At 50.6% G+C, this 21,555-nt stretch carries 18 protein-coding genes; all 18 read right to left on the bottom strand.

Annotated features, from left to right (window positions below; translation table 11 throughout):
* Positions 1 to 347: 347 nt before the first annotated feature.
* Positions 348 to 2,138 (bottom strand): ASKHA domain-containing protein, encoded by a 1,791-nt coding sequence (locus DCMF_RS26285; RefSeq protein WP_148137185.1) that lies wholly within the window; start codon positions 2,136 to 2,138, stop codon positions 348 to 350.
* Positions 2,131 to 3,168: a methylcobamide:CoM methyltransferase MtbA gene (locus DCMF_RS26280; protein ID WP_148137184.1), complete on the bottom strand. Its 1,038-nt coding sequence runs from the start codon at positions 3,166 to 3,168 to the stop codon at positions 2,131 to 2,133. The genes DCMF_RS26285 and DCMF_RS26280 overlap by 8 nt, the downstream gene beginning before the upstream one ends.
* A gap of 26 nt (positions 3,169 to 3,194) precedes the next feature.
* Positions 3,195 to 3,851 (bottom strand): corrinoid protein, encoded by a 657-nt coding sequence (locus DCMF_RS26275; protein WP_148137183.1) that lies wholly within the window; start codon positions 3,849 to 3,851, stop codon positions 3,195 to 3,197.
* Between the two features lie 64 nt (positions 3,852 to 3,915).
* Positions 3,916 to 4,986: a uroporphyrinogen decarboxylase family protein gene (locus DCMF_RS26270; RefSeq protein WP_148137182.1), complete on the bottom strand. Its 1,071-nt coding sequence runs from the start codon at positions 4,984 to 4,986 to the stop codon at positions 3,916 to 3,918.
* A gap of 79 nt (positions 4,987 to 5,065) precedes the next feature.
* A complete protein-coding gene (locus DCMF_RS26265; protein WP_148137181.1) occupies positions 5,066 to 6,028 on the bottom strand; it encodes a CobW family GTP-binding protein in 963 nt (320 codons plus the stop codon).
* 153 nt (positions 6,029 to 6,181) lie between these two features.
* Positions 6,182 to 8,332, bottom strand: a complete 2,151-nt coding sequence (locus tag DCMF_RS26260; RefSeq protein WP_236860127.1) for a molybdopterin-containing oxidoreductase family protein — start codon at positions 8,330 to 8,332, stop codon at positions 6,182 to 6,184.
* A gap of 49 nt (positions 8,333 to 8,381) precedes the next feature.
* Positions 8,382 to 9,461, bottom strand: coding sequence for a uroporphyrinogen decarboxylase family protein (locus DCMF_RS26255; RefSeq protein WP_148137179.1), 1,080 nt, complete (start codon positions 9,459 to 9,461; stop codon positions 8,382 to 8,384).
* A gap of 59 nt (positions 9,462 to 9,520) precedes the next feature.
* The gene (locus tag DCMF_RS26250; RefSeq protein WP_148137178.1) at positions 9,521 to 10,171 is read right to left on the bottom strand and encodes a corrinoid protein; all 651 of its coding nucleotides are present in this window, start codon (positions 10,169 to 10,171) and stop codon (positions 9,521 to 9,523) included.
* A 151-nt stretch (positions 10,172 to 10,322) separates the two neighbouring features.
* Positions 10,323 to 11,426, bottom strand: a complete 1,104-nt coding sequence (locus DCMF_RS26245; protein ID WP_214658926.1) for an iron-containing alcohol dehydrogenase family protein — start codon at positions 11,424 to 11,426, stop codon at positions 10,323 to 10,325.
* 81 nt (positions 11,427 to 11,507) lie between these two features.
* On the bottom strand, positions 11,508 to 12,593 hold the full coding sequence (locus tag DCMF_RS26240) for a sugar ABC transporter substrate-binding protein (RefSeq protein ID WP_148137176.1): 1,086 nt from the start codon (positions 12,591 to 12,593) through the stop codon (positions 11,508 to 11,510).
* A gap of 29 nt (positions 12,594 to 12,622) precedes the next feature.
* The gene (locus tag DCMF_RS26235; RefSeq protein WP_148137175.1) at positions 12,623 to 13,561 is read right to left on the bottom strand and encodes a carbohydrate kinase family protein; all 939 of its coding nucleotides are present in this window, start codon (positions 13,559 to 13,561) and stop codon (positions 12,623 to 12,625) included.
* A gap of 21 nt (positions 13,562 to 13,582) precedes the next feature.
* On the bottom strand, positions 13,583 to 14,734 hold the full coding sequence (locus tag DCMF_RS26230) for a double-cubane-cluster-containing anaerobic reductase (protein ID WP_148137174.1): 1,152 nt from the start codon (positions 14,732 to 14,734) through the stop codon (positions 13,583 to 13,585).
* Positions 14,735 to 15,808 (bottom strand): uroporphyrinogen decarboxylase family protein, encoded by a 1,074-nt coding sequence (locus tag DCMF_RS26225; protein ID WP_148137173.1) that lies wholly within the window; start codon positions 15,806 to 15,808, stop codon positions 14,735 to 14,737.
* A complete protein-coding gene (locus DCMF_RS26220; protein ID WP_148137172.1) occupies positions 15,805 to 16,761 on the bottom strand; it encodes an ABC transporter permease in 957 nt (318 codons plus the stop codon). Before DCMF_RS26220 ends, DCMF_RS26225 begins: the two co-directional genes overlap by 4 nt.
* Complete coding sequence (locus tag DCMF_RS26215; protein ID WP_148137171.1) at positions 16,733 to 17,518, bottom strand: ATP-binding cassette domain-containing protein; 786 nt, start codon at positions 17,516 to 17,518, stop codon at positions 16,733 to 16,735. The genes DCMF_RS26220 and DCMF_RS26215 overlap by 29 nt, the downstream gene beginning before the upstream one ends.
* Positions 17,519 to 18,011: 493 nt before the next feature.
* A complete protein-coding gene (locus DCMF_RS26210; protein ID WP_148137170.1) occupies positions 18,012 to 18,590 on the bottom strand; it encodes a TIGR01440 family protein in 579 nt (192 codons plus the stop codon).
* Positions 18,591 to 18,930: 340 nt separating this feature from the next.
* A complete protein-coding gene (locus DCMF_RS26205; protein WP_214658925.1) occupies positions 18,931 to 19,866 on the bottom strand; it encodes a metallophosphoesterase family protein in 936 nt (311 codons plus the stop codon).
* 81 nt (positions 19,867 to 19,947) lie between these two features.
* A complete protein-coding gene (locus tag DCMF_RS26200) occupies positions 19,948 to 21,549 on the bottom strand; it encodes an APC family permease (RefSeq protein ID WP_148137168.1) in 1,602 nt (533 codons plus the stop codon).
* Positions 21,550 to 21,555 lie beyond the last annotated feature (6 nt).

Below are 21,555 nucleotides of genomic sequence, written 5' to 3'. Positions count from 1 at the left end.
AGATCATTTACTCCATGGGAAAACAAGAACAAACAGCATATGCAAAAATATTTTGCATTTAAAAGCAGGAGCACCGGAAAATATTCCCCGGATGGATGCAAAATATTTTTGCATCCTGAAGAAAAATTTGCATCCCTTTGACTGCGCTTTTCCCAGAAATCTGATCCAAAAAAGCGAATCGCGTTTTTGATCCCTCCCTTCGAGTATATTGGAATGTCTGCAAATATTCAACCTTTTTTCCGCAGAATGTACTATATTTATTAAAGTATAAAAAAGCCAATGGTTCTTTTGATCCATTAGCTTCCTTTGTTGCTCCCATCGAGCAGGTATCGGTTTTTACGCCCAAATCATTTTACCGGAAAGGCTAAGCAATCTACAAAGAGTCTTTCATAGCCTTCCGAAGCACTTAACTCCATATAATCCATTTCCCTGGCCAGGTGTTCCATTTCTTCTCTTGCTTCCACCGACATCAAGGCGATATAGGCCCCTGTTTTGGAGGAATTTCCGATGTAGATGATTTTCTCCTCAAGGCCCCGGGGCAGAATTCCCGTGCCGATCAGGCTTTCTGCGGGAAGGTGGGCGCCGAACTGTCCCGCGATGATCACTTTGTCCAGTTCATCCATAGTGATACCGGCCTTGGACAGGAGGGCATAAAATCCGGAAAGAATCGCCCCTTTTGCCAGCTGCACCTGGCGCACATCTCCCTGCGTAATGGCGATGGGAGGCGTCCCAGACAGGAGCACACTCCGCTTATTCCCCTCTGCCACCAGCAGATTATGACGGTAGTCTTCCGCCGGCAGGGTCTCTCTTTTGATCAGCGCCCCTTCTTTGCGCATAAAACCGTGGAGCAGCAACTCTCGGACAACGGCCAGAATGCCGCTGCCACAAAGGCCAACAGGTTCTTCGTCGCCGATCACCTTCAATTCTATGCCTGAGGGCGTGATTTTGACATCCTCAATGGCCCCGTGGGCCGCCCGCATCCCGGCGCTGATATTCATCCCCTCCAAAGCGGGGCCTGCCGCACAGGAACAGGAAAGCAACCTTCCTTGATGGGACAGGACAATTTCTCCGTTGGTGCCGATATCAATAAAGAGCACATTCCCTTTTTGCTTGCTCAATTCCGCCACATAAGCACCGGCGACAATATCCGCGCCGATGTACGCAGAAACGGAGGGAAGGCAATATAGTCTCGCTCCTGGGGAGGCCTTCAGCCCGATATCTCCTGCCGGAAGATCCTTCGACCGGGTGAAAATCGGTGCATAGGGTGATTTCCCCAGGCTGACGGCATCAACCCTCAGAAGCAAATGGAGCATGGTGCAGTTTGCCGCCACCGTAATTTCATAGATTTTGTCTGGATCTACCTGGTATCTTGTGCATAACATTTCCATCATTTCATTTAAAGAGTCCACAATAGCCGCCTGGAGCTGTTTTCTCCCCTCCTCGGGATGCTCCTGCGCATAAGTGACCCGGGTTAAGACATCCAGGCCATAGTTCTTCTGGGCATTAATCATCGCCTCTGTGCCCAGTTCCCGGCCGCTCACTAAATCAATCAAAGCGATCACCACGGTGGTTGTGCCGATATCTACGGCCAAGCCATATAATTGATCGGTGGTGTCTCCCTTCTCTATTCCAATCAGGCGGTTGCCGCTGTATACCGCCGTGCAGGTGCCCGGGCCTGAGGGCAGGTGCTGAAGTAAACGCCAGTCATAGTCCCCCCGGGTGGCCTGGACAAAAATATCTTCATAGGGCATCTGATTTTCCAGGGTGGGCGGGGCCAAGGAAAAGGTCTTTTTCCAGATGGCGGGCTGCACCTTAAACTCCGGCAGATAGCCCGTAGTCAAAACCTCATGCTTTTTTTCCTTCTGCACAAGCTCTATCGTAAGATCTGACCGTGGTTCCACCAGGCAAGACAAGCGCACGCCCCTGTGCTTTTCCTCGTCGCTTAAAAAACTATCTTCTCCTGGCGACACGGGGGGCAGGCTGCCTTTGAGATGCTTAATTTTGCACTTTCCGCACATTCCTTTGCCGTTGCACGGGTTGTCGACAAAAACACCGGCTCCCCGCAGGATTTCCATGAGATTTTTTCCGGGCTGAGACAGGATCTCCGGGCCCTCCGGCAGCACCGTTATTTTATACATTTTCCCAATAATCCTTTCCTTGTACTGTACCCAGCATGGTCCGAATATTGGAAAGAGGCGACTTGGTGCCCAAACCGCAGGCAGGGGAAATAATCCCCACCCCATCCATGATACACTTTTTCGTGAGAGCAGCCACCTTAGCCGGCTGAGCAAATTCCAGGGCATAGGTACTCACATTGCCCATGAGGGTTCTTCCCGGCAAATTTTCCCGGGCATTTTTTATGTTCACAATAGAATCGAAGCTCAGGGCATTGCTGGTGATATGGGCCATTTCTCCATACACATTATGCATCTTTCCGCAAATATGGACAATAGTGCCCACACCTTTCTTCTCCTGCGTCAAAGAGGCCAAAACCTGATTAATCGCGGGCACGGCATATTCCGCAAATAACCGGGGGCCTAAAATTTCCCCGGTACCGCTGGGGTCGGAGATGGCAATGACATCCGCACCCGCCTCCAGCTGTTTCCGGCCAAAGAGGATCAGCTGTGCCGTGACAAATTCCATGAACCTGCGGGCGTCTTCCTTCTTTTTTCTCAGCTCTTTGTAATAGGTAACCGGCTCCATGAGAGAGCTTGCCACACTGATGGGACCTGTCAAATTCCCGACCACCGGCACCTTGGTGCCTTTAGCCTTCAAGATTTTAATGGCATCCAGCACGACTTTGGCCCGGCCCCGGGAAAAATCTATGGGAGAAAGCTGTTCCCAGGCCGATACGGAATCGATAGCATAACCCACCACATGGGGTTCATAAACATCGGTGCCTAAATCCACTTTGGCACCCATATGCTCCGCTTCGATGGTCATACAGAAAGGCACGCCGTAATTCTCGAAGCATTTTTCTTCATAAACAGCGGCAGCCAGCTTTGCCATCAATGAGGCATCCCTATGTGCTTCCGGCCACCCCACCCCTGCCTTTTCCATCAATTCCCTGGTGATCATATTCATCATCCCACCGGGACAAATACAGGGCGGCCTGTCTATTTCCTCCTGTGCCAAGGCTTTTTGCAGTCTGTCTTTTGGCGTCAACATCGATGATCCCTACTTTTCCTTTTGTTTTATCCGATGGCGACCAGTTTTTTCGCCAGCTTCACCGCTTCCACCGCATTGGGCGCATAGCCGTCGGCTTCGATTTTATCGGCAAATTTCTGCGAAATAGGTCCGCCGCCCACCATCACCTTTACCTGTTCTTTCAAATTTTCTTCGCGCAGCAGTTTTACCACCTCACCCATTCCGGCCATGGTGGTGGTCATTAAGGTAGAAAGGCAAACCAGAGAAGCCTCCACTTCTTTTGCCTTTTGGACGAAATTTTGCACCGGTACATCCCTGCCCAAATCATGCATTTCAAAGCCTGCCGTTTCCAGCATGATTTTCACCAGGTTCTTGCCGATATCATGGGTATCCCCTTCCACCACGCCAATCACCGCCTTAGGCTTGGCACGCCCGCTTTCTTCCACGGGCAGGTGGGGCCTTAACACATCCAGCCCCGCATACATGGCATCGGAACAAAGCAGTAAATCGGTAACAAAATACTCTTCCTCTTCATACAATTGGCTGGCCCGGTTCATGCCGTCCACCAGCCCGCCCATCACGCCGTCAAAGGCTTCATAGCCGGCAGATATATATTCCTCAGCCACGTCCACTACCTTTTCATCTTCCATATCTACTACGCAATCGGACAATTCTTTTAAAAATTCTTTTTTACTTTCTGCCATTCTTATAACCTCCACCAATCCTAGATTGTTTTATCAACACCCATGCCTCGTCAGTATTTCCGTATTAAAGATAGCGGCCGGCGTCCAGGGGCCATCTCCCATATTTTCTGGCTGCTGTCATAAATGCCTCAATATTCTCCAGGGGAACATCCACCGAGATGTCACATCCGGAGGCCAAAATGTATCCCCGCGGGCTGTCATAGGCTTTTCTAAAGCAAGTCTTGACACTCTCATCGACTGTCGCCGGTGTGCCCAGCATCAACACTTCCACAGGATCCACATTGCCCAAAAGACACACTTTGTCCCCCACTTTTTCCTTGGTTGTTTCCAAATCCACCCGGTTGTCGATGCTTAACATATCACACCCTGTTTCCACCATGTCTTCCACAATCTCCTTGGTATTGCCGCAAATATGGTAGCACACCATCCCCTTTGCCTCGTGCAGGTCTTTCATCAGGTCAATGGTATAGGGGAGAACAAAGTTCTGATATTGTTTCCTTTTTAAGATCGTTCCTGAGGCAATGGGGTCGCACAGGGCGATAATCGCTCCTAATTTAATGAATTCCCGGCAAATCATTTTCAAGCCTTCCGTACAAAAATGCATTAATTCATGCACTTTCTCCGGCTTTTTGCTGGTTGCCCTTAGTAAATTCTCCGTCTTATAAATGCTGGCCGCCGCGGTGAAGGGACCGGAAATCAAAATCCCGACGCCCACTTCCTGGCCCATCTTTTCCAAAGCAATTTGGGTCGCTTCACAATTTAAGCGGAACCAGGGATCATTTTTCAGCTCTAGCCGGGAAAAATCCAGGGTATCCACCTGATTGATATCCTGCAAGGCATACTCCATAATGGCGGGAACGGCATTTTCCGGATCATTGGTCCGACTGCCCAAAGCAATCCCCATGCCGTGCAGGCCATACTCCATAATCATTAAATCATTGCCGAATCTCTCATAGCAGGCGATCTGGGCCATGGCCTGATTGTGGGCGCTGCTTCTCTTCTCCTTATGGGTCATCCCCGCCCCTTTTCCCGAAATAGTTACCAAAAGCGGCATGGCAGGTATGCGGTCAATTGCTTCTCCCTTTAAAAAACCAGCCAAACGTTGATTCGGGGTCATTTGGTCATCTTTATGCATATCTCCCTCTCCTTCATCCTTCTACGGTAATTTTATGGTCTTGATTTTTTTACCAATTTGTTCATGGCGCGCTGCCTTCTTATTTGCTTTTTTCACCATGATCCTGGGCAGGAAAAATTTCCCCTAATCGTTCCCGGTTCAGTTGGCAGCCAATCACGGCAATCTTTGCCTCTTTGGCACTGTCCATGGGCCGGCTGGAGCAGTGTCCCGGGGTATAATCAAAATAAGCCCAGCCCCCCTCGGCCAATTCTACCATCCCTTTTGCTCTCCAAATCTGACCGTATGCCGTGTCCCCCAGCCTTTCCAGGGCGCTATTCAATTGTTGCATGGTAGTGACGGTAGGATTTCTTTGCCCCCAAACCGAAAAGATGCGGTCGGCCGGCAGGTGATGATGGTCATGATGGACCGGGGGTTCCGGCTTCGGAATCCGGTCAGGCCCCTGGGGTCTCACGGCCTCCAGCAAATCCGCCAAATCCTCATTTTCCATGTCACGCCAGTCATCTACCAGGATGACGGCATGGCCATTGCGTGTTTTGAGCTCAGATATCACCTGGTCGATTTCCTGCTGCTCAACTTGGGCCAGGTGGCTGAGGAGAAGAATATTGGCATACCGAATCTGATCCAGATAAAAAGCGCCGAAGGCATCCAGATCATCCTTAAAACCGGTGCCGTCCACAATGGTAATGAGGTGGTTCAGATCAAGCTGAGCAGTCCCCTTAACTCCCTGGCAAGCCCGCATCACGTCGGACAGCTGGCCCACGCCGGAGGGTTCAATGACGATACGATCCGGATGGAATTGCTGGTTCATTTCTTCGATGGCCTCAATGAAATTACCCGCCAAGGTGCAGCAAATACACCCGGCATAGATCTCCCGCGTGGGCAAAGCGCCGGAAAGCAAATCCCCGTCAATGCCAATTTCGCCAAATTCGTTTTCGATCAGCACCACCTTTTCTTTTTTGGTGTAAGCAGGAACTAATTTATTGATCAATGTGGTCTTTCCTGCTCCTAAAAAGCCGGCAACAATATCTACCTTAACACCCATTCTCCCTGTTTAGCCCTCCTAGCATCTAGTCTATTAAAATTATACAATCGGTATTTTAGTAAGAACAATCCTTATATAAAAATTTGATCTTTCCAGTGGGAATAATTAAAATTTGTGATGAGGCTTTTTCACTCTTAGGGTAAGCGGGTCATTCTATTCCCGGAAGGCTCCATTTTCTTTGGCCTTTTCCACCTCACATAGTAATGCTTTAAAGATGGGGAAGCCGGAAATAGGGTCCCGGTTATCAAAATCCGTCAAGAAATTTACATTACCCTCCCGCCATTCTTTGACCTGAACCGGGCTACCGCCCCCCTGGTTTACTTCCACCGCTCCCGGCAGTACCTTCTCCGTAACCTGAGCCCAGAAGAGCACTTCTCCTCTGATTGTCTTAATCACCACTTTATCTCCGTCATGAATGCCCCGGACAGCGGCATCTTTTGGATGTATCAGCACCTGCGGCTTATTTTGCAGTTTGACCAGACTGGGGATATTTAAATGCTGGGAGCGGAAAGTAGACGGGATTCTAGCACCGGTATTCAAAATGAGCGGATATTTCCCATAAGTGTCCGCCGCCCCCTGGGGCCCCTCGACAGGATCCACGTAAACCGGCAGGCCGTCATACCCATGTTTCGTCAGCAAGGCGGAAACCAGCTCCACTTTGCCGGACGGGGTGGGAAAGCCGGGCAGACCATCCTTTCTGAGCAATCCCGCTTCATATTTCCTGAATTTTGGCGGCTGCTTCGGCGTCTGAACCCCGTCTTTACTTTCCCGCAGCTGCTGGAGCAGGTTGGGATCTTTGGCAAATGCCTTTTCCAACAGTTCTTCTTCACTCTGGGGAAAGCATTCCCCGAACCCCAGTCTTTTGGCCAACTCGGCGATAATGAGAAGATCATTTTTCGCCTCTCCAACCGGCTCCACCACTTTGCGGCGTAAGCGGACATAGCCGCCGGGGTAGCGCTGATAAGAGTTAATTTCAAAATAGGTGGTAGCGGGAAGCACCACATCGGCAAAGAGAGCGTCTCTGGTGAAAAAACGGTCAATCACCACCAACAACTCCAGGTTACGGTAAGCCTCTTCAAAAATCCCCGGTTGGGGATAGGAGGTCAGGGTAGACGCTCCATTGATCAGCAGCCCCTTCACCGGGTAGGGCTTTCCTTCCAGCACGGCCCGGGGAAACTCCATAAAATGGGCGCTTCCTGTCAAAGCATAAAAAAGAGGATATTTTTCCCCGCCAAAAGGGAGGGGCCCACTGGGCAGCGGGATATCGGCCCCTTCCATGGGCAGGCGGGGCGGCAAGCCGATGGTTAATCCGCCCGGCACATCCAGATTTCCCGTGATCGCCCAAAGAATAAAGGCGGCCCGGATATTCTGGACACCGCTGTTGCTGTATTCCAATCCGGTATAAGTGCGCAGCGTGGCGGGACGGACCTGGGCAATTTCCCGGGCGAGAGAAATCACCTGTTCTTGGGGTACCCAGGTAATTCTCTCCACTTCTTCCGGGGTAAATTTTTTTACATAATCTTTCAGTTCTTCAAATCCCACCGTCCAGTGGTGCACAAATTCCCGGTCATATAACCCTTCCTCAATAATGATATGGATCAATCCTAAAGCTAAAGCCCCGTCGGTACCTGAGCGCACGGCGATCCATTGATCCGCCCGCTGGGCGATATCGCTTTTCATGTGGTCAATGGCAATCACTTTTTTTCCCTGCTTCTGGGCTTCAACAATGCGCTTAAACAGAAAAGGCGGGGAGTCTGTAATCGGGTTTGCCCCCCAGACCACGATCAAATTGCTGTTTTCAAAGTCCGGCAGCAAGCTGGTGGCCGGAATACCAAAGGTAGTGATGGGAGCAAGCATGCCGTAGGAAACATAACAAAGGGAACCGTCGCTGGCGGTATTAGGCGAGCCGAAGGGCCAGAGCAGTTTCAGCGCCACTAAGTCGGCTCCGTTGCAGAAATCACCCAGGGATTGCTCGAAAGCGCCCCGTCCGGAGTGGCTGGCCATGGACTGGGGTCCATAGCAGTTTTTCAGTTCCTCCATTTTAGACACCACAACATCCAGGGCCTCATCCCAGCTTGCTTGCCGGAACTTTCCCTCGCCTCTTTCCCCTGTTCGTAAAAGGGGTTTGTGCAGCCGGTCCGGAGAGTATACAATTTCCGGCGCCGCTTTACCCCGCACACACAGGTTGCCGAAGGGAACATTTTTCCCCGGGTGCACGGCAGCCAGCTTTCCCTCCTCTACTTCCGCCTCAATGGCACATCCTCCTGGGCAGACGCCGCAGAGGACATTTTTTTTCACACGCACCCCGCTCCACTCCTTTCTTATTTGAGGGTCAGTTGTTTCTAGATACAGGTTAGGAAAAGTTTTTCGGATCCAAGGGCCACTTTCCGTAGATTCTTGCGGCATCAACAAATTCGGCAATGTTTTCCACAGGGGTTTTGATGGGGAGATCGCATCCTGTGGCCAGAATATAGCCCCGGGGATTATCCCAGGCCTTTGCCAAACAAGTTTTCACGGCCTGATGGATCAGGTCTTTATTGCCCAAAAACATCACATTCACCGGATCCACGTTGCCGTTCAGCATCACCCGGTCACCCACCTGTTTTTTCGCCTGCTCCAAATCCACCACATTGTCCAGGCTCAGACAGGCGGCGCCGGAATCAGCCATCTGGTCAAGCAATTTCCTGGTATTCCCGCAAATATGGAGAACTACTGCCGGGGCATATTTTTGGAATTCCTTAATCAGTCTTCTGGTATAGGCAAAAGCAAACTCTGCCGCCTTTTTCCGGTCCAAAATACTTCCGGAAGCAACCGGGTCCACGATCAGGGGACTAACCCCTTCTCTCAAAAAAGGCAACGCGGCCCGGATACTGCATTGAAGAGAAAACTCAATCAGCCTGTGGGCAAATTCCGGGTTTCTAATAATCTCCCGGAGCAGAAAATTGGTGCCCCGCAAGCTGGACGCCACAGAAAAGGGACCGCCCACGATTAACCCGGTTCCTACTTCTCCACCCAGCCGGTCCACTAATATTTTGGCTGCTTCCAAAGGGACCTGAATCGCCGGGCATTTGTCCAGATCGGCCAGGTCCAGCCGGTCCAAATCTTGCTCTGTTTGAATGGGATTCACCTTCATCGCCGGATTGTCATCTACCGGGTCCGTCATCCTGCCCCCGAAGGCCGTAGCAATGGCATGAGAACCAATGCACACGCTCACGGAATCATGATGAAACAACTCATAGGATCTGATTTGCGCATCCGCCGTTAACCGGGGGGATTGAAGCATTTCATTGACATGAACGCCGATCAGCTTTGCGGCTACGGCACCAATCATCGGTACGCAAGGGATGCGGTCGATAGGCTTCCCTTGCATCAAAGAACCCATTCTTTCATGAGGAGTCATTTCATCTTTTAATGCACATGAAGCGTCCAACATTTTTTCCAACCTCCTTGGATGAACAATAGGATTATTGCTTTAACAGCGGCACATCACCATTAGGAAACCAGTGCCTTCGCCAATACCACTGCTTCTGCCGAATTGGGCGCATAGCCGTCCGCGCCGATCAACTGGGCAAAATTCCTGGAAATAGGCCCCCCGCCTACGATCACTTTGAACCGGTCACGCAGGTTTTCTTCCACGAGAATTTCGATCACTTCTTTCATGCCGTCCATCGTCGTCGTCATCAGGGTGGACAAAGCAATTAAATCCGCCCCGATTTCTTTCGCTTTGTTTACAAAATCCAGGGGAGGGACATCCCGTCCCAAATCGACCACATCAAAGCCGGCTGTTTCCAGCATAATTTTCACCAGGTTTTTCCCAATATCATGGGTATCTCCTTGCACCACGCCGATGACGGCTTTATGTTTGGCCGGATCATTTTTTCTCTTCAGGTAGGGCCTCAAAACATCCAGGCCCGCATACATGGCGTCGGAACACAACAATAATTCGGAAACAAAATACTCTTCTTCCTCATACAGTTTACTGGCTCGGTTCATGCCGCAGGCAAGTCCCAGGTCAATGCCTTCATAGGCATCAAAATTATTTTCTGCATATCGGCGGGCAGCAGTAACCACCTTTTCTTCCTCCATATTTACCACCGCATCGGATAGATCTTGTAACAGCTTTTCTTTTGAGAAATCACCCATTTTTTCTTCCTCCCCCTGATCTTTATTGATTTTAATTACTTTGATTATAGAATAGAGAAATCGTATCACGCCAATTCAAAAATCTTATGACCCAACCAGCACTGATAGAATATTATTAATCTGAAAATGCTTGTCGTATTTTTTTCAGATCCTAGAAAATATGCCGGCAGGCACAGGCCCTTTCCAGGACCTCCCTAAGGTCTTTAGGCCCACAAACCGGCCGGGGGTTAGAAGGAAGATTGCTGCTTTCCATGGCTTGATTGACGATTTTGTCTAACGGCACCTCTTCCTTTTTAAGTTTTTGTTCGATGTGGGTACCCATCCCCGATTCTGCCACGATCCGGTGCACCCATGCTCCGGTTCCCTTTGCCTGTTGGCTTTTCACGTTCAACAGGTCGTCGATTTCTCGCATCAGTTCCCCACAAAAAGGCAGGTTAAACTCCAGAGAAGGAGGAGTCAAAAGTGCTACAGCCATGCCGTGATGCAAGCCTGTGTAAGCTCCTAAAGGATGGGCCAGGGCATGAATAATGGACAGCCCGGTGCCGGGATAAAGCAGGCGGGCCGTAAAGGCTACATCAAGCAGTACTTCTAGGGCTCCCGGGTCTTGATCAAAAATGGCCGGCGCCAAATTTTTCCCTAAAGAAACCAAGGACCCCCGGGTAGAAACCCGCACCAACCCCGTTGATTTTTGGGAAAGATGGGTCTCCATAACGTGGGAAAGGGTGTCTAAAGCAGTAGCGGCAACAAAGGCCCGATCCAAGGAGGTCAGTCCCTCCGCATCCAGAATCACCCATTTGGGGATAAAACGAGGATCCCGGAAAGCTATTTTCTTCACTTTTTTTTCATCCTTAATCATAGCAACCGGGCTGCATTCCGCGCCGGTTCCACAAGTAGTGGGAACTGCAGCCAGGAGGGGAAATCCGGTTTTTTGGGCAATCATTTTAGCCGCATCAATAGCGCTTCCCCCGCCTACGGCAATCAGGCCGTCGGCGTCAACTTCCCGAAAGGCGACGGCTCCTCTTTCCACCTGGGTTAAGGTGGGGTCCGAGGTAAAGCCGGTCCAATAAAAGGACTGCACATTTTCCAGAATATTTTTTATTTCCCCGCCGAAACCGGTTTTTTCCACTGCCGGGTCCAGCACAAGAAAGGGGCGGGCAATCTTCTCATCCTCCACCACTGTCTTAAGGGATCTGATGGACCCACGCCCATGAAAGATCCCTTGGGGGGTATGCATTTTCCATACCGGCATCTCCATCCACATCACCCTTTTTCCTTGATCCCAAAAAGAATAAGCAGGGCCTTTTACCGGCTCTGCTTATCCCCGGTCTTATTTAAGTTATTTCCACCCTTCAAAGGTATTGACATTTTCTTTGGTGATCAAACCTAAGGGCGTCCAGAAGATATCTTCTGGGATCTCTTGGCCCTCTAGCACTTTCAGGGCCAGGATCACGCCGCCTTTTCCAAATAAATAGGGGGACATGGCGACCGAGGCATCCAGCTCTCCTTTGGTGATGGAGGCCTTGGCCTCATCAATAAAATCTACCCCTACTACGGCCACCTGGTCTTTTTTTCCGGCGGCTTTTAAGGCTTCCACAGCAGCTAATGCCATCACATCATTGGCACAAAAAATTCCTTTTAAATCAGGATTCGCCTGGATCAGGTTGGAAGTGATGTCATACGCCGTTTGACGATCCCAATTGCCGGCCGAAACCGATACAATCTCAATATTTGCGTTGCTTTCAAAGGCTTTTTGGGCTCCGCTTTTTCTCGCTTCCCCCTGGGCGGCTCCCGGCAGGCCTTCGATGATGGCTACTTTTCCCGATCCAATCTTGTCCATGATAAACTGGGCGCCCATTTTACCTTGTTCTTCAAAGTCGGAGGTAACAAAGGCCGCCACCTTGGCACCCGCCTTTTCCGCCTCGGCGGCATCAATGGAGGTTCCTACGGCAATCACTGGAATCCCTTTTTTGGTTGCTTCCGCTGCCCCCGGCACCAGGTTAAAGGGGGTAATGGCGGAAAGGGCGATGGCGTCATAATCCTTGTTGACAATGGTTTTCAAGGTCTCCAGTTGGGAATTGACGTCGTTTTCCTTCGGCGCCGCCATCACATCGATGGTCACGCCATACTCTTTTGCCGCCGCTTCATACCCTTCTTTCATGGTGACCCAAAAGGGGTTGGCCAGGGTAATTTCCAGGGCGGCCAGTTTCGCCTGGGTATCCTTCTTGGGCAAAGGGGCCAGGGCGGCTTCCAATTTCGCCTGGGCATCCAAAAAGGCGGCATTGGTGGGTTGGGCTTCCGGAGCGCTGGTTTCCTGAGTACTGTTGTCCTCCTCCTGATTTTCTGCCGGCTGTCCACACCCTGCGGCACCTAAAACAAATAAACACACAAACAACATTCCAAAAAACAGTCTTACTTTTTTCATTTTTTAGCCTCCTTATATTTCTTAAATTTTCAACCTCTGTTCAAAAGCGCCCAGACATCCTGTTCTCCGGCCTGAAGCCGGGCACCCAGCTGGGTGCATTTTAAGGCGGCACAGGCGCTGGCAAACCTTAAAGCCAGCTCCCGGTCCTTGTTTTGCAAGAAATAAGCAAAAATAAACCCGCCCACAAAGGCATCCCCTGCTCCCGTGGTATCGACGGCATCAACTTGAAAAACCCCTGTCTGAGCCACCCTGCCCTGATCATAAAAACAAATTGATCCTTTGTCCCCCAGAGTAAAAACCAAACCCTGGCCGGGGTGGTACTTTTCATAGACCTGGGGTCCGGACACCATGGGATCCTCTGTTCCGGCCAGTTCCACCAGACCCTCCCGGCAGGAAAAGATCAGATCGGCCAAGGAAAGGATTTCTTCCAGCTTCTCCCGGGATACCTGGCACAATGCCATAAAGGAAGGAGGGCACTCCAGATTGAATACCACCGGGATGCCCCGTTCCTTGCACAACCGGGCCAGTTTCAGGGCCGCCTGCCCGGCAAACATATCGGTATAAAAAACCTTTACGCCCTCCAGCATCTCTTCGGTAACAGCCTCTTCCGCCAAGGTGAGCAAGCTGTCCCCCAGGTGGGCAAAAATCGCTTTGGTGCCGTTCTTGGCAACGGTAATAAAGGTATGGAGGGTAACCCCCTTCTCTTTGACAAAAACCCCGGTAGGTTCTACCCCTGATTCCTGAAGGTCCTGGAGAAAAATCCTGCCGTACTGGTCATCGCCAATCTGGGCCACCAATCCTGTGCGCACGCCCAATTGGGCCAAGGCCACTAAGACATTGGCGCAGCTTCCTCCCGGCATTAATTGCTCCCGGTGAATAAAAGAGAACCCGTCCTCCCGGGGTAATTCGTCACACTGAAGGACGATATCCATGGCGGCAGTTCCTAAACCCAATACCTGGACACTCATTTTGCACCTCCCTCAAATATTTCATCCAATCATTTCCAACAAGGCGCCGATTCGGGTCTTTAAAGCTTCCCGGTCATTCTGGGAATAATCCGTTTCCAAATGGAGAAAAGGAAGTCCCAGCTCATCCCTTACCAATTTCCCTACTTCATAGGATTCAATATTATAGGTATGACAGGCCTGCCAGGTGAGGTCGATCACCCCGTCAATCTGAAAATCGCGCACCATCTGCTTTAACAGCGCCATGCGGCCCTGATTCGGCGACATCACGGAGCAGGGAATGCGCAGATACTTTTCGGCCAGCAGGAGCAGGGGATCCCTCCGGTCCTTTTCATCAATAGAGAGGCCTAAGGTTTTGTACCCGCCGCAGTTCTCCATGGCCACCACCAGGCCCCCATTCTCCTCCACCAAGGAGATCACTTTTTCACTGCCCATCCCTACCGGCGTTCCCGTCAGCAAAATCCGGGGCGTGGACGAGGTACCGGCAAAACTGCCCCGGGCTGCGGCAGCTTTAATCTTTTGGACCAGATCATCAATCATAGTTACCCGTTCCCAGCGGTCGTGATGAAAACCAATCTGCCAGGAAATACGCAGCAGGTCCAAGCCGGAAATTAAAGCCGGCTTAGTCCGGTTCAAATCAAAGAGATCTTTTAAGGCCCGGTTCCCTTCATTTACGGCATGAATGGCCTCACGAAGCCCTTGGTCCGTAATTTCCGCATCCAGGGCAGACGCCATGGCCTCCTTCAAACGTACCATTTCCCGGTACATTAAATCCAGGGAAGCCGGCTGGTCCTGGTTTTGGGGCAGGTTGATCACATGCACCGGCTTAATCCTTTGAAGCAGCTCAAACATTTTCTTTTTGCCGTCACAGGTGGTTTCGCCGATGATAAAATCCGAAAAATAAAAATAAGGGCAGGTGTCTGTGACGGCAAACCCATAGGATGATTTGATCAAAGGGCACAAATTGCGGGGCAAATGGTTTTCCGCTGCCGGGATCGGTTCCTCCTTGGTGCCGCACAAACCGACGGCAATGGCGCCTGCGGCGAGAGCCAGCTCTCTGGGCCCGTAAGTACAGTAAATGCCCACCACCTTTTTGCCATGCTCTTTGGCGTTTTTTAGAATCACTATGTTCTTATCCCGGATCTCTAAAAATGAGTTGATCATGTCCCGGTCCATTTAATCCCTTCTTTCCAGCGGCATTTTTCCGTACATGCGGGCGCCATCCATCAAGGCCACAATATTCTCCCTGCTGGTCCCTAAAGGCACCCGGCATCCTGTGCCCAGGACGTAGCCTTTCGGGCTGTCGTAGGCCATCATAATGCACTCCTTAGCCGCCCGTAGAATGCTCTCCCGGTCTCCCTGGAACATCACTTCCACAGGGGAAACGCTGCCTCTCAGACCCACCCGGTGGCCGATCACCTTTTTTGCCTCTCCCAAATCAGCCGCACCATCCAGGCTGATACTGCTTGCCCCGCTCTCCACCATGGGCAGCCATATTTTTCTGGTCTTGCCGCAAATATGGAGAGAATAACCACCGCCTGTTTTCTCCCGGAACCAGGCACCGATTCTGGACAGGTAGGGCTGGACAAAGTCCTGGAACTGCCTGGGGCTGATCAGGGTATTGGATGCGCAGGGTTCACCCAGGCCGCAGCCAAACCCTTTTTCCCGGCAAGCTTCCAGATATCGGATAATATTATCCGTGGTAAACGCCAAAAGACGATGGGCGTCCTCCGGATGCTGACGCAGGTCTTTCAAAAAATTGGCCGTACCCCGCAGTAAGGCGGCGGCCGTAAAAGGGCCGCCAATTCCCGTGCCTACTTTGACGAGATGTCCCATCCTTTCCCGCAAAATATCCAGGGCCTCCCAGTAAAGAGGAAATCTGCCGTCTTTAAAGGGGTCGATCATTTTTAGTTTCGTCAAGTCCCGGTAAGTTTTGACAGCGGGCTCCGGAACCTGAGGGATATCATCCACATAATAAGCCATCTTCGCCCCCAATGCTTCCGGCAAGCCGAATTGGTCCGGTCCCACACTCACCCCGTCATGGCCGTAAATTTTAAATGCCTGGAGATGTGCTTCCGCCATGATCCGGGCGGAATTTAAATATTGAGAAACCGTCACTCCCGTTAACCGGGTAGGCTGTTCCCCTAAAGAAGGCCTACAGGGGATCCGGTCGTAATCCCGCCCTGCGGCCATAGCTGCCGCCCTTTCCAAGGGGGTCATTTCATCCAAAACAAATTCCGATCGTTTCATGCTTTTTTTCTTCTTTCTGAAAAAATTACTGCCAGCAAAATAATCAGGCCCACCACCAGCTGCTGATAATAGGAGGAAATGCCGTTGATCGTCAGCCCGTTCCGTAAAACTGCGAGCAAAAGCCCTGCCACCACGGTTCCCGCCATACTCCCCTGCCCGCCCTTAATGCTGGCGCCGCCTAAAACTACTGTGGCAATGGTATCCAGCTCCATCATATATCCGGCCAGGGGATCGGCACTGTTGAGCCGGGCGGTCAGGATCAGGCCGGCCCAGGCGGCTGTGAAGCCGCTGATGCCATAGACAGCGGTTTTATACCAACCGATGGGGACCCCGCTTCGTCTTAAGGCCTCCTCATTGCCCCCCAGAGCAAGGGCATAATAGCCCAATTTGGTCAATGCGAGGCAGAAGGCTCCTGCTAAAACCAGCATCCCGGTAATCAGAACCGGTACGGGAAGGTTTAAAAGGCTGCCGCTGCCCAGCCTGGTAAAGCTGGAAGAAAAACTGTACATGGGGATTCCCCCGGATAAAATCAGGGTGATGCCCCGAAAGACCGACATGGTTGCCAACGTGACAATAAAAGGATTGATACGGAAAAAAGAAACGAGGGTTCCGTTCACCACACCAGCACAAGTGCCCAGGACCATTCCCCCCAGGACAGCGAAAAAAACAGGTACCTGCATTTTCAAAAAAATAGCCATGAGGATTCCCGTCAATGCGGCAATCGATCCGATGGACAGGTCGATTCCTCCGCTGGCAATAACAAAAGTCATCCCCACACCGGTAATAATATTCAGGGTGCTTTGGTCCAAAACGTTGCGAATGTTGTCCCACTGCCAAAAAAAGGGCGAAGTAAGGGACAGGATGCCGCTTAAGGTAATCAGAATCACACAGAGCAGCACCTGGGACTTCTTATCGATCAATTTATCACGTACCGGTTTTATAAGCAGATGCATTTTTCTTCTCCACGCCAGTGATCAGCTCAATGATTTCGTGAGGACTTGTTTTTTCCGTATCCAGTTGGGCGACCACAGATCCTCCCCTCATCACGGCAACCCGGTCACAGAGGGAAAAAACCTGATTCATGTTATGGGAAATTAGGATTATGGTGTAGCCGCGCGCTTTCAATTGGGCGATCAGTGTTAAAATCTGTGCCGTCTCTTTTACCCCCATGGCGGCGGTTGGTTCATCAAGAATCAATATATGGCCCCCTTGGTTAATCGCCCGGGCAATGGCCACGGCTTGGCGCTGGCCGCCGGAAAGCTCCCCTACATTTGCCCGCAGGGAAGGAAGGTGAATATGTAGATGTTCCAGCAAACCGGCTGCTTCTGTTTCCATGCGCTTTTTATCAAGCATAAATTTCGCCCGGGTCCGTTCATTTCCTAAAAAAATGTTGGACACCACATCCCGGCAATTGACCAGAGACAAATCCTGAAATACGGTGACGATGCCATTTTTTATCGCCTGGGCCGGGGTTAAGAAGTCAAAATTACCGTCCCCCACCGTGATCGTCCCCTTGTCCGGGGTCAGGGCTCCGGCGAGAATCTTGATCAAAGTAGATTTTCCCGCCCCATTATCCCCGACCAGGGCTGAGATCCGGTTTTGGGGAAAATCAATACTGACATCATCTAAAGCTTTTATATGGCCGAAACTTTTGTAAATGCCCTTGGTCCTTAAGGCGACAGGTCCAGTTAGATCTTTTATCTGTGCCATAAAATCCCTCGATTAATAAAATTTACTTAAGCCATTGCTATTTTATCATTAAAAAAAATTTATTAGAAATAAAAATAATTTATGATTTATTCATCCCTGATAAAACTTTTTCATCTCCGAAAATAAGAAAAAAGCCCTAAAGGGCTTTTCGGGATCCAGGTACCGGTTACCGGGTAATACAATAAATAAATCATCTATCCATTCTCAAAGTATATAACTTCGCTGGGATGTCCCCCACCTCTAAGCTTTAGCGTAGGTGGGGGTTCCGATTTGCGAACAAGCGGTGGGCATATCCCCCGCTTCGTTGAAACGCGCAGAGGTAAGAAAAAATTTCTACAAACGAAATTTTTTCTACCGTTGCGTTATAAAAAAAGCCCCATGGGGTCATGGGGTCAACTTTACTTTTTAACTTATTAAATTTAAATTTGATCATTTGCCGGTAGAGGATCAAACTGGAAGCTTGCAAGACTTAACAGCCTGACCCCCTTTTAACCTACTTGGTGTAAACCGCCCGTTCACCCCCGATTAACATGGGCCTGGTGCGCGCTGCCGTTAAATGAGCCTGCCCGATCTCCTTCATACTTAACCGCACAGGTACGGCAACTCTTTTCAAATGCATGCCAATAAAGGTATCTCCTATGTCTATCCCGGCATGGGCAGCAACAGCCAATACCACCACAGGCCGATCAAATCTGGCCATCGCTGTCGCTGCCATAGATCCTCCCGCTGCGGGAATCGGAATCACGGAGACGATCTCCCATCCATACTTCTTGGCACATTCTTCTTCCACGACTAAAGCCCGGTTCAGGTGCTCGCAACATTGAATCGCTAAATAAATTCCTTCCTTTTTAATCATTGGTAACAGCACATCCATCAGTGACTCCGCAATTTCTAGGCTTGAAGCGGAGCCAATTTTCTGCCCGGTGATCTCACTGGTACTGCATCCTACAACCAGAATTTCTCCCGGCTCTAACTTGGCGACGGCCAGCACCTCCTGGAGCGCCTCCTGAAATTGGGCCTGATACCCTGCCAATTCTTCAGGTTTTGCTTTGACCTTACTCAACTCCCCCATATGAAATAGCCCCCTTCATAAATTTGCCCAACTCCCATAAACCATAGTTCAATAAAACATACTCTGCTAAGTCCCTAGGAAAAATAGTCCCTAGGGCCCGCCGAAACGAACCCTGGGACTATATTGTACTACAACTCCCATTGCGGGGGGAAGCTCTTTCCCTCCTTCGTTTTAACCGCTTCAGAGACAAAACCGATTACCGTCCGGATACAGCCCATCTTCCGTGCCGTGGCATCCCTGTCACGGGGACAGGTCCCTTGACATGATAAAAAGCCCTCCGGGCTGAATTAAAAGACACCCACCATCACTTAGAACGGTGATGGCGGGTATGAGGCCCTGTTTAGCCCGAAGTTAAAGAATACCTTACATCAGCGCCGCTGTCGATCTCGATGATCGCACCCCGCAGCATCCCCGAGTCATAGTCGCTGCCGGGATTGATTGCTAAGGTACGCCCTATTTTGCTTACCCCCCGCGACCCGTGGGTGTGTCCGTGCAGGGACAATAAGGGCTGATACTTATCTATTGCCTGCCGGACTGCCTTGCTCCCCACCGGCCCTGTGGCCAGTTCCCCCCCGTCGAGGATGGGGTTCAAATTCTCATCGTACTGGACATCCTGATCGCAATAGGTATCATAAGGCGGTACATGGATGTTAAAGATACACTTTGACATGTTCTTGACCTGTGCGGCCAAATCATCTATTTTCTTGCTCAGTTCCTCTTCACTGATGTCGCGGGGATACTTGAACACCGTCGGATGTCCATAGGACAGGGACAGGATCTCGTACCCCTTCACCTCTACTACCTTATTATCTCCGTTGATCATGAAGTCGGTTTTCTCCAGGATCGGATCGATAAAAAAGTCGTCATCGTTTCCGGGGATAAACACACACGGGATATTGTTCTTGCGAAAACGGGCATCGGCTAATTTGATCCACGCTTCCATGACCTTGATCTGCTGCTCCCTGGTGATCCGGTCTGCATCGCTCTCCGTTAACCGATCATATTCCTCCTCCGTAAACACGACCGGGTAAAATCCGCATTCCCGCAAAGTCTTCTCCAAGTCGGGAAGTTCACTCCCATTCTTCAGGACTACTGTCGACCCGTAATAGGTACACTTGTAACGCCCCCGCTGATCCTTAATGATAGGCACCACCATCTTGCCGGTAAAGTCCCCCCCATAGATCACCATGTCCACCCCGTAGAACTTACTGGCATTGGTGAACTTGCGAAATGTTGTCTCCGCCGCATGGATATCGGCACAGTAGAATATCTTCATGATCCCACCCTTTCTCAACTTACTCCTTCAGGTACCATACCATTTCGTTTCCATTCCCGGCCCGCATCCAGGCCGCCGACCTCAGTCTGAAGGTATCTCCCGAAACTGAATATCAATGTCAATTTTCTTCTTCGCATAAGATTTTTTCGAATAGTAATACATGATTGCCGGGATGATGAACAAGGCCACCGACATCACCACCATCGTATAAGGCAGGAGTCCCTGGAAGAAGGGGATTAATAAGTAGACACAGATGGTCACGCTTATTAACAAGGTTAAGAACCCTAAAATACTTACTACCGGGATCCCTAAAAATTTACCTTTTACCACTGGGGGTGAAGATTCATACAAAATCTTACACCGCCACGGGAAGACCATTCCGGCAATGCCCAGAAAAATCCAGCCAATAAACCAGGTGAAGATGGTATAGGCAATGTTGGCGGTCCATGAGGGCAGATAAATATCGATGAGCAGGAAGATTTCTGCCCCAATGAGGGCAACCAAGCTGGCATACCAGGGCTGGGATGTCTTCGGGTGCAGCTTCGCCAGCGCTTCCGGGACTAAACGGTCAAAGGCCCAAGCATAGATATTCCGGATGGGGCCAAAGCTCATCCCCGCTGTGGAACCAAAGGTTGCCATGAAGAAGGCCAGCGCAATCAGAAACACAAAGATCCCACTCTTTGTCATAATCGCAATCATGATCGTGGCAAAAGGTTCCCACTTCCCGATCGGTAACGAGGTGTACGCGTCATTACCGGTACCGCACAGGAACATCAGGCAGTTGGTCCACTGAGTCCCCCAGGCCTTGTAGCTCATACCGTAGAAAATAGCCCATATCGCCATCAGTAAACCCAGCGAACCGAACAAAGCTAAAAGCTGCGACTTTTGGACATTCCGTACCTCCCCCGCCAGGTTGGCGCCAAAAGTAGCACCCAGGGTATTTAGAATGATGTAGGTTGATCCCGCCATGATCGTGGCCCCGAAAAGGAATTTTACGGGGTGCCCTTCAGCGACCGCGGTCTTAATCACATCATCATAGTTGAGTCCGGTAATTTGCGTCCAGTTGGCGGCAAAAACAGCCTGGTCAACTAAGAATGTGGCCACAATGTATACAATAGCACCCATGAGGGTACCGGCAAGTGCGATCCACGCTAACTTAACCATGGCCTTTGTGCCCCGATAGAACACCCAGGCGATAAACAGGATGGCGATGGTACCGATCACGGCACGCACGTGGGTCGTCATAAAGAAATTGGCCAGGTTAATCCACTTCTCGTCAAAATTGTGAATCGCAGCCAGGCCAACAAAAAAGTCGGATAAGGAATACTTCAGCCACCAATCCGTACATACGCCGGTCCAAGAAATGGCGGCAAAGGAAATCATAAAGCTGGACATCAGCCCCAGCACCGGGTGCAAAATACGGCTGATGTATATGTACTCGCCCCCCTGCCGGGGCATGGCACAAGACAAAAGCCAATACAAACCCGCGATAACAAACATTTGGGCAACCGTCACGATCGCCCATACCATATGACCGCCCGGATAGAGGAACGGTGCCCACATCAGGTATACAAGGGCGTACATCAGACCCGGATTGACTGTCGAGTAAACCATGGTGTCCCACGGACTTATCTGGCGGGTGATACCTACTGCCTTTACAGAAAACAAGTCTTTACTAGCCATTATCTC

This window comes from Candidatus Formimonas warabiya (assembly GCF_002777255.1).
GTDB classification, from domain to species: domain Bacteria; phylum Bacillota; class Dehalobacteriia; order Dehalobacteriales; family Dehalobacteriaceae; genus Formimonas; species Formimonas warabiya.
Note: the sequence above shows the minus strand (reverse complement) of the source record. Positions and strands in the feature narration are given on the sequence as shown.

What these genes read in the sequence shown, in the direction of transcription:
- DCMF_RS26220 (WP_148137172.1), bottom strand. Translation starts at nt 16,761, where the DNA reads ATGCATCTGCTTATAAAACCGGTACGTGATAAATTGATCGATAAGAAG.
- DCMF_RS26255 (WP_148137179.1), bottom strand. Translation starts at nt 9,461, where the DNA reads ATGTTGGACGCTTCATGTGCATTAAAAGATGAAATGACTCCTCATGAA.
- DCMF_RS26265 (WP_148137181.1), bottom strand. Translation starts at nt 6,028, where the DNA reads ATGGGTGTTAAGGTAGATATTGTTGCCGGCTTTTTAGGAGCAGGAAAG.
- DCMF_RS26285 (WP_148137185.1), bottom strand. Translation starts at nt 2,138, where the DNA reads ATGTATAAAATAACGGTGCTGCCGGAGGGCCCGGAGATCCTGTCTCAG.
- DCMF_RS26245 (WP_214658926.1), bottom strand. Translation starts at nt 11,426, where the DNA reads ATGGAGATGCCGGTATGGAAAATGCATACCCCCCAAGGGATCTTTCAT.
- DCMF_RS26240 (WP_148137176.1), bottom strand. Translation starts at nt 12,593, where the DNA reads ATGAAAAAAGTAAGACTGTTTTTTGGAATGTTGTTTGTGTGTTTATTT.
- DCMF_RS26270 (WP_148137182.1), bottom strand. Translation starts at nt 4,986, where the DNA reads ATGCATAAAGATGACCAAATGACCCCGAATCAACGTTTGGCTGGTTTT.
- DCMF_RS26235 (WP_148137175.1), bottom strand. Translation starts at nt 13,561, where the DNA reads ATGAGTGTCCAGGTATTGGGTTTAGGAACTGCCGCCATGGATATCGTC.
- DCMF_RS26200 (WP_148137168.1), bottom strand. Translation starts at nt 21,549, where the DNA reads ATGGCTAGTAAAGACTTGTTTTCTGTAAAGGCAGTAGGTATCACCCGC.
- DCMF_RS26210 (WP_148137170.1), bottom strand. Translation starts at nt 18,590, where the DNA reads ATGGGGGAGTTGAGTAAGGTCAAAGCAAAACCTGAAGAATTGGCAGGG.
- DCMF_RS26280 (WP_148137184.1), bottom strand. Translation starts at nt 3,168, where the DNA reads ATGTTGACGCCAAAAGACAGACTGCAAAAAGCCTTGGCACAGGAGGAA.
- DCMF_RS26225 (WP_148137173.1), bottom strand. Translation starts at nt 15,808, where the DNA reads ATGAAACGATCGGAATTTGTTTTGGATGAAATGACCCCCTTGGAAAGG.
- DCMF_RS26215 (WP_148137171.1), bottom strand. Translation starts at nt 17,518, where the DNA reads ATGGCACAGATAAAAGATCTAACTGGACCTGTCGCCTTAAGGACCAAG.
- DCMF_RS26250 (WP_148137178.1), bottom strand. Translation starts at nt 10,171, where the DNA reads ATGGGTGATTTCTCAAAAGAAAAGCTGTTACAAGATCTATCCGATGCG.
- DCMF_RS26205 (WP_214658925.1), bottom strand. Translation starts at nt 19,866, where the DNA reads ATGAAGATATTCTACTGTGCCGATATCCATGCGGCGGAGACAACATTT.
- DCMF_RS26230 (WP_148137174.1), bottom strand. Translation starts at nt 14,734, where the DNA reads ATGGACCGGGACATGATCAACTCATTTTTAGAGATCCGGGATAAGAAC.
- DCMF_RS26275 (WP_148137183.1), bottom strand. Translation starts at nt 3,851, where the DNA reads ATGGCAGAAAGTAAAAAAGAATTTTTAAAAGAATTGTCCGATTGCGTA.